The sequence below is a fragment of the Phaeobacter italicus genome (genome assembly GCF_001258055.1).
Taxonomy (GTDB): Bacteria; Pseudomonadota; Alphaproteobacteria; order Rhodobacterales; family Rhodobacteraceae; genus Phaeobacter; species Phaeobacter italicus.
Genome location: NZ_CVRM01000032.1, coordinates 224,242 through 238,366, shown reverse-complemented (window position 1 = coordinate 238,366; position 14,125 = coordinate 224,242). Strand labels below are relative to the sequence as shown.

Below are 14,125 nucleotides of genomic sequence, written 5' to 3'. Positions count from 1 at the left end.
ACCATTTGCAGGAGCCCACCATGACAGCCCCAACCTATGCAATCGGTGACATTCACGGCCAGCTGGAGATGCTGGAACAAGCCCTTGACCACATCACCGCAGACGGCGGACAGGATGCAAAGGTGGTTTTTCTTGGCGACTACATCGACCGCGGCGCAAACAGCCGGGCCGTGATTGACCTTCTGATCCGTGGTCAGTCGGAGGGGCGCAACTGGGTCACTTTGCTCGGCAATCATGACCGCATGTTTTCTTGGTTCATGGAGGATACACCCCGCCATGACCCGCATCTTCTGGTGGGCTATCATTGGCTGCATGACCGGCTGGGTGGGCGCGAAACGCTGGAGAGCTATGGGCTGACCTTCACCGACAAAACACGGCTGGAAGACCTGCATGCAGAGGCCCTTAGCGCGGTGCCTGAACAGCATGTCGCCTTTCTGCGCGCACTAGAGCCGATGCATGAAACAGCGGATATCGCGTTTGTACATGCAGGCATTCGCCCTGATGTGCCCCTTGCAAAGCAATCGGAAAATGATCTGGTCTGGATCCGTCAGGCCTTTCACAATCACGCAGCACCCCACCCGAAACTCATCGTGCATGGGCACACACCTGTCGACCGGGCAACACACTACGGCAATCGGGTCAACCTCGACACCGGCGCAGGCTACGGAAAACCACTCAGCGTTGCCGTCTTTGACCAAAACAAAAGCTGGCTCCTTGATGAAACCGGTAGGCGCAGGTTGGCCCCCTGACGGGCGTCTTCATCTTTCAACAAATACTCTGGGGGTGAGGGTCGTCCCAGAAATGATCCGGGGATCATTTCAGACCCGAACGGGCAAAGCCCAGCCATGGGCGCGAGGGGGCAAAGCCCCCTCAACGCAGCTTTACATCCAGTCTAGCACCACCTTGCCGCTGGCCCCGGATTTCATCGCCGCAAAGCCGTCGGCAAAATCATCGACGCCAAAGCGGTGGGTGATCACCCGGCTTACATCCAGACCGTTCTGTAGCATCGCGATCATCTTGTACCAGGTTTCGAACATCTCGCGGCCGTAAACGCCCTTGATGGTGATCGCCTTGAACACGATGCGCGACCAGTCGACCGGCGACTTGCCCGGGGGAATGCCCAACAGGGCAATCTTGCCGCCCATCACCAGTGCCTCCACCATCTGGTCTAGCGCGGCCTGCGATCCGGACATCTCCAGCCCGACGTCGAACCCCTGTTTCAGGCCCAGCTCGCGCACCACGTCCTGCAGGTCTTCCTGCGCCACGTTCACCGCGCGCACCGCCGGCACCACATGTTCCGCCAGCGCCAATCGGTCCGGGTTGATGTCGGTGATCACCACATGCCGCGCGCCGGCATGTTTCGCCACCGCAGCCGCCATGATGCCAATGGGACCTGCGCCGGTGATCAGCACGTCCTCGCCCAGCAGATCAAAGCTCAGCGCGGTATGCACCGCATTCCCGAGCGGATCGAGAATGGCGCCGATTTCGTCCGGAATGTCATCCGGCAGCGGCACCACGTTGAAGGCCGGCAGTTTCAGATACTGGGCAAAAGCCCCCTGCTCGTTCACCCCGATGCCGCGGGTGCCGGGGTCCAGGTGGAACTTGCCGGCCCGGCTCTGGCGCGAGTCGGTCTTGATCAGATGCCCCTCGCCAGAGCAGCGCTGACCCACCGCCAGATCTGTAACATCGCGCCCGATTTCGACGATCTCGCCCGCGAACTCATGGCCGGTGATCATCGGCACCGGCACGGTGTGCGATGCCCATTCGTCCCAGTTCCAGATGTGAATATCGGTGCCGCAAATTCCGGTCTTCTTCACCTTGATCAGCACCTCGTCGGGGCCGATCTCCGGCACCGGCGCCTGCACCATCCACAGACCCTCCTGCGGATGGCTCTTTTCCAGCGCCTTCATCGTGTTGGGTCGGCTCATGACACAATCCCCAGTTCCTTGCCGACCTTGCCAAATGCGGCCAGCGCACGGTCCAGTTCCTCCCGTGTTAGAGCCGCATTCATCTGCGTCCGGATGCGCGCCTGGCCGCGTGGCACGACGGGGAAGAAGAAGCCAGAGACATAGACGCCCTCGTCGAACAGACGTGCCGCCATGTCCTGCGCCAGCTGCGCCTCGCCCAGCATCACCGGGATGATCGGGTGCTCACCCGGCAAGAGATCAAAGCCAAGTTTTTCCAGCCCCGCCCGCCAGTATTTCGCGTTCTCGAAAAGCTGCGCCCGCAGGCTGTCGCCTTCCTCCACCAACCGGATCGCCTCCAGCCCGGCAGCAACAATCGATGGCGGCAGCGAATTGGAGAACAGATAGGGCCGCGCCCGCTGCCGCAGCAGGTCGATCACTGGCTGCGGCCCGGCGATATAGCCGCCGATGGCCCCCCCAAGTGCTTTGCCCAATGTCCCGGTGACAATATCAACGTCCACCCCGAAATGCTCCGGCGTGCCGGCGCCCGTCGCGCCCATGAAACCGGTGGCGTGGCAGTCATCCACCATCACGATGGCATCGTATTTGTCGGCCAGTGCCCGGATTTCTGGCAGTTTCGCCAGATAACCGTCCATCGAGAACACGCCATCGGTCGCGATCATGATGTGCCGCGCACCGTCCTCGCGAGCCTGCTTCAGCCAGGCCTCAAGGTCGTTCATGTCGCTGTTCAGGTAGCGGTAGCGCTTGGCCTTGCACAGCCGGATGCCATCGATGATCGACGCATGGTTCAGGCTGTCGGAGATGATCGCATCCTCCGGCCCCAGCAGCGGTTCGAACAGACCGCCATTGGCGTCGAAACAGGCGGCGAACAGGATCGCATCATCCTTGCCCAGGAACTTCGCCAGGCGTTGCTCCAGTTCGCGGTGAATGTCCTGGGTGCCGCAGATGAAGCGGACAGAGGCCATGCCAAAACCCTTGTCATCCATGACACCGCGTGCTGCCGCGATAAGGTCGGGATGATCCGCCAAACCGAGATAATTGTTGGCGCACAGATTGATGACCTCAGCATCGCCAACCCGGATCTCACCCCCCTGCGGGGAGGTGATCATTCGTTCCCGCTTGTAGAGACCATCGGCTTTGATCTCTTCCAGGGTCTTGGAGATGTCGGTCAGAAAATCGGTAGACATGCGGGAACTCCTTCTCGTTCGAGTCGGAGTTCTATCATAACGGATTATTTTCCGAAATAGGGGATTTCATGATAACGGACATAAATCCGTGAAATCGGAAACCCGTCTTTTGATCTGACCTTCAGGCATTCTTGACGATCAGAAACACCCGTGCAGGACCGCTCTTTGCCTCAATGGCGTGCGGCACATCAGCCGCATAGCGGGCGGTATCCCCTGCCTGCAGTTGCTCCCTTGCGCCGCCTGACGAAAGGGAAACGCAGCCCTCCAGAATGGTCAGATGCTCCACCGTCCCGCGCCCATGCGGCTGGCTGTTCAACGCACCGCCCTCCTTTAGGCGAATGTCATAGACCTCATGCCCACCGGCGTCTTCTGGCGGCGACAGGATTCGGATCAGACAGCCCTCCCCCATGTTTTCGATGGAGGGCACATCGCTGTCGCGCAGCACTTCGATCCGGTCCTGGGCCTCGTTGCTGTCCAGCAAACCCGCAAAATCAACCTGCAGGGCTCGGGTGAGGTTCCAAAGCGTTGCAATCGTGGGCGAGCTTTCCCCGCGCTCAATCTGGCTGACCATGGACCGGCTCACGCCGGAGAGGTTCGCCACAGCCTCAAGGCTGAGACCTTGAGCCCGGCGCGCCTCTTTGAGGCGGGCAGGCAACAGGGTCAGGATATCGTCTACATTTTCCGTCATGGCGGAATCACTGCGCCTTTGCGGACAGTTTGTCAAACAAGGGAGAGGTTTTGTTTTGACGGTACGTTCCGCAGGACAGGCGATGCTGCATCTGCATAATCTGCGCCAAACCTATGAGGAGAGAGACCATGACCGATATCGTGATCCTGGATGGCGCCCGAACCGCCATCGGCACCTTTGGTGGATCGCTGGCAGGCACCACCCCAATTGACTTGGCAACCGTGGCATCCAAGGCCGCAATGGAGCGGTCTGGCGTCGAGCCTGACCAGATCGGCAATGTGGTCTTTGGCCATGTGATCAACACGGAACCCCGCGACATGTATCTGAGCCGTGTGGCGGCCATGCAGGCCGGCATCCCCAATGGCACGCCAGCGATGAACGTGAATCGGCTGTGCGGGTCCGGGGCACAGGCGATTGTCTCGGGCATCCAGTCGCTGATGTTGGGCGATGCGGAATTTGCCCTGACGGGTGGCGCCGAGAACATGTCGCGCAGCCCCTTTATCGTGCCGAGCGCACGCTGGGGTCAGAAAATGGGCGATGCGCGGGCCCTCGACATGATGCTGGGTGCGCTGAACTGCCCATTTGGAACCGGGCACATGGGTGTCACGGCGGAAAACGTCGCGGATGAGCATGACATCACCCGCGCGCAGATGGATGAATTCGCACTGGCCAGCCAGACCCGCGCAGCCGCGGCGATCGAGGCCGGATATTTCGCCAGCCAGATCACCCCGGTCGAGGTGAAGGTAAAGCGCGACATGGTGCCGTTTGAAGTCGATGAACATCCCAAGGCCAGCACATTGGACACCCTCAGCGGGCTGAAACCTGTGTTCCAAAAGGATGGAAGCGTTACAGCCGGCAACGCCAGCGGCATCAATGATGGCGCTGCCGCTTTGGTGCTCGCGACAGCGAATGCTGCAGAAAAGGCCGGACTAAAGCCCAAGGCACGGGTTCTCGGTTATGCCCATGCCGGCGTGCGCCCCGAGGTGATGGGCATTGGTCCGGTGCCAGCGGTCCAGAACCTGCTGCAGAAAACCGGCCTGTCAGTATCCGATTTCGATGTGATCGAATCCAACGAGGCCTTCGCGGCGCAGGCGCTTGCGGTGAACAAAGAACTGGGGCTGGATCCTGCAAAGGTGAACCCGAACGGCGGGGCGATCGCCCTTGGCCATCCTGTCGGTGCGACCGGTGCGATCATCACGCTCAAGGCCCTGTATGAGCTGGAGCGAATTGGCGGTTCCAAAGGGCTGATCACCATGTGCATTGGTGGCGGTCAGGGCATTGCCCTCGCCATCGAACGTCTCTGATCCCACCCTTTGCAACGCAAAAGGCCCCGGTTTTCACCGGGGCCTTTTTTGTGAGTGATCCGCTGGTTAGCTGGGGCTCATTCCGCGCAGACGCTCTGATCTGCGGCGCAGCATTTCCACCACTGTCAGCAGACCGATGGAGACCACCACAAGAATGGTCGCGACCGCCAGAATGGTGGGCGAAATTTGTTCGCGCAGGCCAGTAAACATCTGCCAGGGCAGCGTCTTTTGACCGGCCGAACCGACGAAGAGCACAACCACAACCTCGTCAAAGGAGGTGATGAAAGCAAACAAACCACCAGAGATGACCCCAGGTAGGATCAGCGGCATCTGCACACGGAAGAACGTGGTCACAGGACCGGCTCCCATGTTTGCAGCAGCTCGTGTCAGGGACCGGTCGAAACCAACCAGCGTGGCTGTCACGGTGATGATCACGAACGGGATACCAAGGGCTGCATGCGCCAGAACCACGCCAATGTATGTCCCCTGCAGACCAATACGGCTGTAGAAGAAGTACATGCCAGCGGCTGAGATAATCAGCGGCACGATCATCGGCGAAATCAGGATCGCCATGATCGCCCGGCGAAACGGAACATGCGGCTGGCTGAGACCGATCGCGGCCAACGTACCAAAGCCCACCGACAAGAGCGTCGCCATTGGCGCGATCTTGATGGAGTTCCACATCGCCTGCTGCCAGTCGTCGTTGGTGAAGAAGTCGCGATAATGCTTCAGCGAGTAGCCTTCGGGATCAAACCGCAACATCTCCGGAGTGAAGGTAAAGAAGTCCTGCGCGTTGAAGGACAGCGGCATCACCACGAGGATCGGCGTAATCAGGAAAACGAACACCGCGCCACAGATCACACGGAACGCATAGTGCCACAGCACCTGACCCGGTGTGAGGTACGGCGCCAGGTGCATGCGGTAGCGCGATGTCGAGAGCCAGAAGATGAACCAGCCAACAAAAGCACCGAACAAAAGCCCGATGATTGCGGCCGGCAGCCCGCCCAGCACAAAGCCTGCAACTGCAAAGGCTGCCGTCAGAACCCAGCGGAGCATCCGCTCCTGATCCCGCATCCCGGCGAGGGCAAACCCCAGACCGCCGACGAGCACGGCACCAATCACGATGCCCAGAAGTCCCGAACCCTGCGCCGTACCGACGAAAAGTCCGAAAAAGGCCCCGGCAGCGGCTGTGACAAGCGCCACGAAACCGGGGGTTTGGTTTTCAACAGGTGTCAAAGCCATGTGTCTTATCCCAGTTTCACGTTGTCGATGCCGACAATCTTGTCATAGGCCCAGTAGAGCGCGAGAACGACGACCAGCAGGATACTGCCAAGTGCCGCAGCGAGACCCCAGTTGAGCGATTGCGAGATGTGGAACGCGATCCGGTTGGAGATGAAGACACCTTTGGTGCCGCCCACCAGTTCCGGCGTGATGTAGTAGCCAATCGCCAGGATGAACACGAGGATCGAACCCGCACCAATTCCCGGAACCGACTGCGGGAAGTAAACCCGCCAGAAGGCTGTCCAGTTGGTGGCGCCAAGGGATTTGGCAGCACGCAGATAGGATGGGTTGATGGTTTGCATCACCGAATACATCGGCAGGATCATGAACGGCAGCAGAATGTGGGTCATCGCCACGATGGTGCCGAACTGGTTGTTGATCATCACAAGGCGCGCATCATCGGCAACCAAACCCAGCCAGACCAGCGTGTCATTGATAACGCCCTGTTGCTGCAGCATGACTTTCCATGCGGATGTCCGCACCAAAAGCGACGTCCAGAACGGCAGCAGAACCAGGATCATCAAGAGGTTGGCGGTACGTGACGGCAGGTTCGCCAAAATCCACGCCACCGGATAGCCGAGCACAATGCAGCTCACCGTGATGGCCAGCGACATGAGCAGCGTCCGCAGGAACAGGGTGCCATAGATCCGTTCGGATTCCGGACGCAGCTCAGCACCATCAGCGCCTTTTTGGAAGTCGGCCGCATTCAGGAAGTAGCCGTTCGTGTAAGCGCCCGAGTAGGTCTTGAGCGTGCGCCAGACTTCCGGATCGGCCCAATCCTCGTCGATCTTGACAAAGGCATCGTAGGCCGTGGTCGTTTCGACCTCGCCCGCTGCAATCGCGGTAGACACAGCCTGCAGTGCGGCTTGGGCATCACCACCAAAGGCCGAAGGAGCCTGAGGGTTGGCCGCAAGATCGTTGTGAAGCGCCAGATAGACAGGCGCCCAGGGATCTTCCTTGGTCGGGCTGTCATTGTCTTCTTGCTGAATGGTCCGTGCCCAGCGGGTGTAGGCGGTGCTTGCTTTGGGCAGCGCCGCCGCTGCGGTTTCGGATACCTCGAAAAGCGGCTCTGCATCATCGCTGCGAGAGGACACCCACGCAGGATCAGCAAAGATCGACACAAAGGTCGCGGGCTCTTTCCAGGCCGGATCCAGCTTTTCGAACTGTTTGATGTAGACCTTGCCGATGTCGTCGGCGCGGCGGCCGGCCTTGCGGAACAAGGACGAAATGCCCGGGTTCTCGTAGTTCAGGCGTGAACCGACACGTGTGTGTTCCTTGCGTTCGGCCGCCACGACGAGGTCATAGGCAAGCGCCTCGAACACAGGCGCGGGAGGGGTAACGCCGCTGTCGGCATCCCAATCCTGCACCGCAACCACGGTTTCTGGCAGTGTATCGGAGACAATCTTATTCTCGACCGAGCGGAACAGCATATCAGCAATCGGGAGAATGAATGTCAGGAGAACAAAGAGCAGAAGTGGCGCAATCAGCATGAGGGCGCGGATCTTCTGCATCCGGAGAGCTCGGGCCAGGCTCCGCTTGAGCGGTGTGCCATCGGCGGCCAGGACCGGTCCGGTGTGGGTGGTATCGCTCATTGTAGGAGCCCCCGTCGGAATACTTTTTTGTTGGTGGAGAGAGGGCCGTGGCGCAGGCCGTCGGCCCCCTCCCATTTATCGTTCCGTCAGATCAGGGACGGATTACTTGGCCAGCCATGCCTGGAATTTTGCATCCAGATCATCACGGTTGTCCGCCCACCACTCGTAGTCATAGACGTGAACGTTGCCAGAGTTGGCCGGGTCGGTCGGCATATGCGGTGCCATGTCGATGCCCAGGATGGCGTGCTTGCCAACCAGCGGCGCAGAAGAGGCACGGGCCGGACCGTAGGAGATGAACTTTGCCTGATCTGCCAGACGCTGAGTGTCGGTCGCGAACTTCAGGAAGTCCATGACGCGCGCTTTGCGGTCTTCAGGCAGGTCAGCCGGAACAACCCAACCGTCCAGGTCAAAGGACTGCATGTCCCACAGCATGTCGATCGGCTGGTTCTGCTCTGCGATTGCAGAGAACAGACGACCGTTGAAGGTCGAACCCATCACAACTTCGCCGTCAGCCAGCAGCTGCGGGGTTTCTGCGCCAGCAGTCCACCAGACAACCTGATCCTTGATGGTGTCCAGCTTTGCCAGTGCGCGCTCTACGCCCTCGTCGGTGCCCAGAACGTCATAGATTTCGTCCTTGGCGACGCCGTCGCAGTACAGAGCCCATTCCATGTTGTCGATCGGACGCTTCTGCAGCGCGCGCTTGCCCGGATATTTCGCGGTGTCAAACACGTCACAGATTGTGGACGGCGGGGTGTCGCCAACCAGATCCATGCGGTAACCAAAGGTGGTCGAGTAAACGATCTGCGGCACGAAGCAGTCGCTGACCAGCAGGTCGCCGAAGTCGTCGCTTGCCGACGTGCCATCAGGCGCAGCTGCCAGAACTTCGTCGTGGTCGATTTCAGCGATCAGACCTTCATCGCACATACGCATTGCGTCAGACGCAACGGCATCCACCAGATCCCAGGTTACGTTGCCTGCTTCGGTCATCGCGCGCATTTTTGCGGTCGCTTCAGCCGAGCTCTCGTCCCAGATCACTTTCAGATCGGGGTGCATTTCCAGATAGGGCTCAACATAGGCCTTGAGCTGGCTTTCCTGATAGGCACCGCCCCAGGAAACAATAGTCATTTCGTTTGCCATGTCGGCGGCCATTGCCATCGGCGCACACAGAGCCGTGGTGGCTGCCAGAGCAGTCAGTTTGGTGAGTTTCATAGACACTCTACTCCTTGTTGAATTTGTAATTCTTCGGATCGTAGTCCCCCGGTCATTCTGCGCCGGGGGTTTCGTCGCGCGTTGCGTCAGCCGAGCAGGCCTCAGGCGTCAAGCGCGCGGCAATCTTCAGGCAACCAGCCGATCTCGATCTGCTGACCGGGTGTCAGACGGGTCTGGTCTGGTGCGTTCCGGGTCTTGATGATGAACTCATCATTGCCGGCCACGCGCAGACGGGTGCGGAAGATGTCACCCATGTAGATGAACTCCAGCACTTCCGCTTTCAGCGTATGTGCGCCTTCCTGCATGCGTTCTTTGTTATATTCAACACGCTCTGGACGGATCGAAACGCGGGTACGCTCACCGGGTTTAGAAACGTTGATCGGCTTGCAGTCGATCAGCTCGCCATCATCCAGCTGAACCAATGCGATGCCATTGTTGATCTCTTTGACAGTGCCTTCCAGCGTGTTGTTCTCGCCGATGAACTGCGCAACAAAGCTGTTTGCGGGCTCTTCATAGAGCTGATCTGGCGGCGCCAGCTGTTGGATGCGGCCGTCATCAAATACCGCGACACGGTCGGACATCGTCAGGGCTTCGGTCTGGTCGTGGGTCACGTAAACCGTGGTGATCCCCAGATCGTGCGCAAGGCGGGTGATTTCAAACTGCATCTTTTCACGCAGCTGCTTGTCCAGCGCGCCAAGAGGTTCATCCATGAGAACCAGTTCCGGTTCAAACACGAGAGCACGCGCCAAGGCGACACGCTGTTGCTGACCACCAGACAATTGCGCAGGGCGACGGCCACCGAATGCACCCATCTCTACCATATCCAACGCGCGCTTCACTTTTTGCTCGCGTTCGGATTTGCCCATGTTGCGAACTTCCAGCGGGAAGCTGAGGTTCTCTGCAATGGTCATGTGGGGGAACAGCGCGTAATTCTGGAAAACCATCCCGATGCCGCGCTTGTGAGGAGGGATGTTGTTGATCGAGACGCCATCAAGCCGGATGTCACCGTGGGTGGCTGTCTCAAAACCGGCCAGCATCATGAGGCAGGTTGTTTTGCCCGAACCGGACGGGCCCAACATTGTCAGAAATTCGCCTTTCGGCATGGTGAGGTTGAGATCTTTGACAACGAGATTCTCGCCATCGTAGCTCTTCTGCACGCGTTCGAACTCAACGAACGCGTTCGTATTTGACGCATCAGCCAATGGAGGCTCCCTGGTTTGCTTCGGCAGATTAGCTCTGCACTTCTGATTTGATGTAAGCACACCCGACAAGTGATGTGCAACCGGATCGTCCAGATCCTTGTTGGATTTACCTTAGGGCCGAAAAACCCGCCAACGGGCCAAATTGCGACATGAGGTCGAAAGAAAGCGACTTAAATTGCGCTACTTTTCAGATCAATTTTTTATCTAAAATGACCATTTAAGAAATCAGCCGAATGTTATCGGAAACGCTGCAGCTGCATTCCTGGGGCGCCACATCCCACCGCCCCGCCGAACGAGAAACGCCAGCCCGATAGGCTGGCGTTTTACGGAAACTGGCATCCTGAGAATCAGGCGCTTTGCAGCATGTCTTTTTCCTTGAGGATCTCATAACACTCATCAAGCGACTTGCGGGCCCGCTCAATAAGAGTGTCGATCTCGTCAGGCGTGATGACCAGCGGAGGAGAGATGATCATCCGATCACCGACGTGGCGCATGACAAGGTTGTTCGCAAAGCACCGCTCACGGCAGATATAGCCGACCGTACCCGCATCAGATGCAAAGGCCGCGCGTGCGGCTTTGTTGGGGGTCAGGGCAATCGATCCCATCATTCCAACAATCTTGGCTTCACCAACCAGGGGGTGATCTGTCAGCGCTTCCCATTTTTCCTTGAGATAGGGCGCGGCGACATCACGGACGTGACCGACGATATTCTCTTCTTCCAGAATACGCAGGTTTTCCAGCGCCACGGCAGAGGCCACCGGATGACCGGAGTAGGTATAGCCGTGGTTGAACTCACCCGAGCCGATCACCGCAGCAACTTCGTCGCTGACAATAGAACCGCCGATCGGGGCATAGCCCGACGACAGACCCTTGGCGATGGTCATGATATCCGGCCGGATCCCCATGGTCTGGCTGCCGAACCAGTTGCCGGTCCGGCCAAACCCACAGATCACTTCGTCCGCGATCAGGAGGATCTCATACTTGTCGCAGATACGCTGGATCTCAGGCCAGTAGGTCGTCGGCGGCACAATAACGCCCCCTGCCCCCTGGACCGGCTCTGCGATAAAGGCCGCGACACGGTCTTCGCCCAGCTCCAGAATTGCCTGTTCCAGCTCCTGTGCACGCGCCAAACCAAAATCTTCCGGGCTCATATCACCGGCTTCAGCCCACCAGTTTGGCTGATTGATGTGGTGGATATCCGGGATCGGCATTCCGCCCTGTTCGTGCATCGCACTCATACCACCAAGGCTGCCGCTGCCGACGGAGGAGCCGTGATAGGCGTTCTTGCGGCTGATGATAATCGATTTGGATGGCTTGTCCTTCAAGGCCCAGTAATGCCGAACCATTCGAATGTTGGTATCATTCGCTTCCGAACCGGAGCCCGCAAAGAAAACATGGTTCAACCCTTCGGGCGCCAGTTCGGCAATCTTTGCCGCCAAGGCGATGGCTGGTGCGTGGGTCGTCTGGAAGAACGTATTGTAATAAGGCAGCTCCCGCATCTGGCGCGCGGCGACATCTGCCAGCTCATCACGACCATAGCCGATGTTGACGCACCATAGGCCCGCCATCGCATCCAGAATTTCATGGCCCTCGCTGTCAGTAAGGGTGACGCCGCTGGCACGTGTGATGACGCGCGCGCCCTTTTCAGCCAGTTCACCATTGGCAGTGAACGGATGCATGTGGTGGGCCGCGTCGAGGGCCTGAAGCTCTGCCGTGGGCAGGTGATTGGTGATCGCAGTCATGTGACGACTCCTGAGAAACAGATTGCGCCCAGAATATGATCAAATTTCACCATGTCAATCGAATCAGCTTCCCTGATCCAACCCCTGACTGACCTGTTCCATGCCCTGCGCCACGTCTCGCTCCATCGCCAGCGCCGCCAATTCCGCATCCTTGCGAGTCAGCGCTTCGATGATGTCCTTGTGGCGGTCAGGGAAGCTCTGTGTGCCAAGGCGTCCGCACACCACGCGCAAGGAGGGACCGAACCGCAACCATAGCCGATCAGCAAGGTCGCTGAGGATAGGGGCATCAGCATGGGAATAGAGGCGGGTGTGGAAACGATAGTTCTGCACCAGATAGCCTGCCACGTCACCGGAAGAGATCGCCTTGTCCAGCGCGGCATCAATGGCTTCCAACTCAGCGATATCTTCAGCGCTCACCTTGTTTGTTGCAAGGCGGGCAAGCTGACATTCGATTGTTTTTCTTGCATAAATCAGCTCATCCAGATCGCTGTCCCGCAACAGCGGAACCGAAACGCGACGATTTCCCTGGAACACCAATGCCCCATCAGAGATCAATCTGCGGATTGCCTCGCGGACAGGTGTCATGCCCGCGCCCAGCGACTCCACCAGCCCCTGGATCGTAACGGCCTGACCCGGCGCCAGTTCGCCAAATAGGATTTGGCCGCGCAAGGTCTGGTAGACGGTTTCATGCGCCGGCAATTTCGCACCGGGCTGAGCGTCGCTGGATGCGTCTGTCTGGGTCGGGTTCACCTTCGGAAATCCTCCTAAATTTTGGGCAGCTTGCACCAAGTTTCCCTAGGTGAAAACATAAACAGTATTGCCGAATGAGGCAAAACTTGATCAAATCCTTACCAGCCGGGCACGGAAACCGGCACGCACAGGGAGACATTTATGACACTGAAGACGATGACATTGACCGCCATCGTGGCGCTCAGCAGTGCGGCCGCCGTCGCAGAAGAGGTCCGCGTTTACAACTGGTCCGACTACATCGACGAAGACCTGCTGACCAAGTTCGAAGAAGAAACCGGCATCGACCTGATCTATGACGTGTTCGACAGCAACGAATTGCTGGAAACGAAAATGCTGGCTGGTGGCTCCGGCTATGACGTCGTTGTACCGACCGGGTCCTTCCTGGCCCGCCAGATCCAGGCAGGCGCATTCCAACCGCTGGACAAATCCAAGCTGAGCAACGCAGCCAACATGTGGGAGGTGATCGAAGACCGCACCGCCCGCTATGACCCGGACAACGTCTATTCCATCAACTACATGTGGGGCACCACGGGCATCGGCGCCAACCTCGCCAAGGTCAAGGAAGTGTTGGGGGACGACGCCCCGATCGACTCTCTTGATCTGGTGTTCAACCCGGACAACATGGCCAAGTTGGCAGAATGTGGCGTCTATTTCCTGGACGCCCCAGATGAGATGATTCCGGCGGCGCTGAAATACATCGGCGAAGACCCCAACAGCATGGACGCAGACGTGGTGGCAAAGGCCGAGCCGGTGCTGACTGCCGTGCGCCCGCATGTGAAGAAATTCCACTCGTCCGAATACATCAACGCATTGGCAAACGGCGACATCTGTGTGGCCTTTGGCTGGTCCGGCGACATCCTGCAGGCCCGTGACCGCGCCGCCGAAGCCGACAATGGCGTTGAAATCGTCTACAACGCCCCAAAAGAAGGCGCGTTGATGTGGTTTGACCAGATGGCGATCCCTGTGGACGCCCCGAACCCTGAAGCGGCTCATAAGTTCCTGAACTTCATCATGGAAGCGCAGAACATGGCGGCGGCATCGAACTACGTCTATTACGCCAACGGAAACAAGGCGAGCCAGGAGTTCCTCGAAGAGGATGTGATCGGCGATCCGGCGATCTACCCGAACGAAGAGACCCTGCAGAACCTCTATATCAAGGAAGCCTACCCGCCGAAGGTACAGCGCAAGGCAACCCGGATGTGGACCAAGGTGAAATCCGGCACCTGATCCGGATCAGCAGATAGT

The 14,125-nt window shown here is 58.7% G+C and carries 12 protein-coding genes; 3 read left to right on the top strand and 9 right to left on the bottom strand.

Features of this window, described 5'->3' with window-relative positions; all coding sequences use genetic code 11:
• Window positions 1-20: 20 nt before the first annotated feature.
• On the top strand, window positions 21-749 hold the full coding sequence (locus NIT7645_RS14705) for a metallophosphoesterase family protein (protein WP_050687395.1): 729 nt from the start codon (window positions 21-23) through the stop codon (window positions 747-749).
• A 132-nt stretch (window positions 750-881) separates the two neighbouring features.
• Here NIT7645_RS14705 and tdh read toward each other — a convergent pair whose 3' ends face one another.
• The 3 genes from tdh to NIT7645_RS14690 form a co-directional block, all read right to left on the bottom strand.
• Window positions 882-1,910 (bottom strand): L-threonine 3-dehydrogenase, encoded by a 1,029-nt coding sequence (gene tdh, locus NIT7645_RS14700; protein WP_050687448.1) that lies wholly within the window; start codon window positions 1,908-1,910, stop codon window positions 882-884.
• A 14-nt stretch (window positions 1,911-1,924) separates the two neighbouring features.
• A complete protein-coding gene (locus NIT7645_RS14695) occupies window positions 1,925-3,112 on the bottom strand; it encodes a glycine C-acetyltransferase (protein WP_050687393.1) in 1,188 nt (395 codons plus the stop codon).
• Window positions 3,113-3,233: 121 nt separating this feature from the next.
• Complete coding sequence (locus NIT7645_RS14690; protein ID WP_050687391.1) at window positions 3,234-3,800, bottom strand: helix-turn-helix domain-containing protein; 567 nt, start codon at window positions 3,798-3,800, stop codon at window positions 3,234-3,236.
• Window positions 3,801-3,928: 128 nt separating this feature from the next.
• Here NIT7645_RS14690 and NIT7645_RS14685 point away from each other — a divergent pair, with 128 nt between their 5' ends.
• Window positions 3,929-5,104, top strand: coding sequence for an acetyl-CoA C-acyltransferase family protein (locus tag NIT7645_RS14685; RefSeq protein WP_050687389.1), 1,176 nt, complete (start codon window positions 3,929-3,931; stop codon window positions 5,102-5,104).
• A 66-nt stretch (window positions 5,105-5,170) separates the two neighbouring features.
• On the opposite strand, the gene NIT7645_RS14680 is transcribed toward NIT7645_RS14685, so the two are convergent.
• From NIT7645_RS14680 to NIT7645_RS14655, 6 genes are all read right to left on the bottom strand, one after another.
• Entirely contained in the window at window positions 5,171-6,346 is a 1,176-nt protein-coding gene (locus NIT7645_RS14680) for an ABC transporter permease (RefSeq protein WP_008561900.1), read from the bottom strand.
• Window positions 6,347-6,351: 5 nt separating this feature from the next.
• Complete coding sequence (locus NIT7645_RS14675; protein ID WP_050687387.1) at window positions 6,352-7,977, bottom strand: ABC transporter permease; 1,626 nt, start codon at window positions 7,975-7,977, stop codon at window positions 6,352-6,354.
• Window positions 7,978-8,079: 102 nt separating this feature from the next.
• On the bottom strand, window positions 8,080-9,186 hold the full coding sequence (locus NIT7645_RS14670) for an extracellular solute-binding protein (protein WP_008562528.1): 1,107 nt from the start codon (window positions 9,184-9,186) through the stop codon (window positions 8,080-8,082).
• Window positions 9,187-9,287: 101 nt separating this feature from the next.
• On the bottom strand, window positions 9,288-10,388 hold the full coding sequence (locus NIT7645_RS14665; RefSeq protein WP_037302628.1) for an ABC transporter ATP-binding protein: 1,101 nt from the start codon (window positions 10,386-10,388) through the stop codon (window positions 9,288-9,290).
• Window positions 10,389-10,735: 347 nt separating this feature from the next.
• Window positions 10,736-12,130, bottom strand: a complete 1,395-nt coding sequence (locus tag NIT7645_RS14660; protein ID WP_008563194.1) for an aspartate aminotransferase family protein — start codon at window positions 12,128-12,130, stop codon at window positions 10,736-10,738.
• Between the two features lie 63 nt (window positions 12,131-12,193).
• Window positions 12,194-12,880, bottom strand: a complete 687-nt coding sequence (locus NIT7645_RS14655) for a GntR family transcriptional regulator (protein WP_008560898.1) — start codon at window positions 12,878-12,880, stop codon at window positions 12,194-12,196.
• 141 nt (window positions 12,881-13,021) lie between these two features.
• Between NIT7645_RS14655 and NIT7645_RS14650 the strand changes: the two genes are divergently transcribed.
• Window positions 13,022-14,107, top strand: a complete 1,086-nt coding sequence (locus NIT7645_RS14650) for a polyamine ABC transporter substrate-binding protein (RefSeq protein WP_008561410.1) — start codon at window positions 13,022-13,024, stop codon at window positions 14,105-14,107.
• Window positions 14,108-14,125 lie beyond the last annotated feature (18 nt).

What these genes read in the sequence shown, in the direction of transcription:
- NIT7645_RS14650 (WP_008561410.1), top strand. Translation starts at nt 13,022, where the DNA reads ATGACACTGAAGACGATGACATTGACCGCCATCGTGGCGCTCAGCAGT.
- NIT7645_RS14705 (WP_050687395.1), top strand. Translation starts at nt 21, where the DNA reads ATGACAGCCCCAACCTATGCAATCGGTGACATTCACGGCCAGCTGGAG.
- NIT7645_RS14680 (WP_008561900.1), bottom strand. Translation starts at nt 6,346, where the DNA reads ATGGCTTTGACACCTGTTGAAAACCAAACCCCCGGTTTCGTGGCGCTT.
- NIT7645_RS14675 (WP_050687387.1), bottom strand. Translation starts at nt 7,977, where the DNA reads ATGAGCGATACCACCCACACCGGACCGGTCCTGGCCGCCGATGGCACA.
- tdh (WP_050687448.1), bottom strand. Translation starts at nt 1,910, where the DNA reads ATGAAGGCGCTGGAAAAGAGCCATCCGCAGGAGGGTCTGTGGATGGTG.
- NIT7645_RS14670 (WP_008562528.1), bottom strand. Translation starts at nt 9,186, where the DNA reads ATGAAACTCACCAAACTGACTGCTCTGGCAGCCACCACGGCTCTGTGT.
- NIT7645_RS14660 (WP_008563194.1), bottom strand. Translation starts at nt 12,130, where the DNA reads ATGACTGCGATCACCAATCACCTGCCCACGGCAGAGCTTCAGGCCCTC.
- NIT7645_RS14685 (WP_050687389.1), top strand. Translation starts at nt 3,929, where the DNA reads ATGACCGATATCGTGATCCTGGATGGCGCCCGAACCGCCATCGGCACC.
- NIT7645_RS14690 (WP_050687391.1), bottom strand. Translation starts at nt 3,800, where the DNA reads ATGACGGAAAATGTAGACGATATCCTGACCCTGTTGCCTGCCCGCCTC.
- NIT7645_RS14695 (WP_050687393.1), bottom strand. Translation starts at nt 3,112, where the DNA reads ATGTCTACCGATTTTCTGACCGACATCTCCAAGACCCTGGAAGAGATC.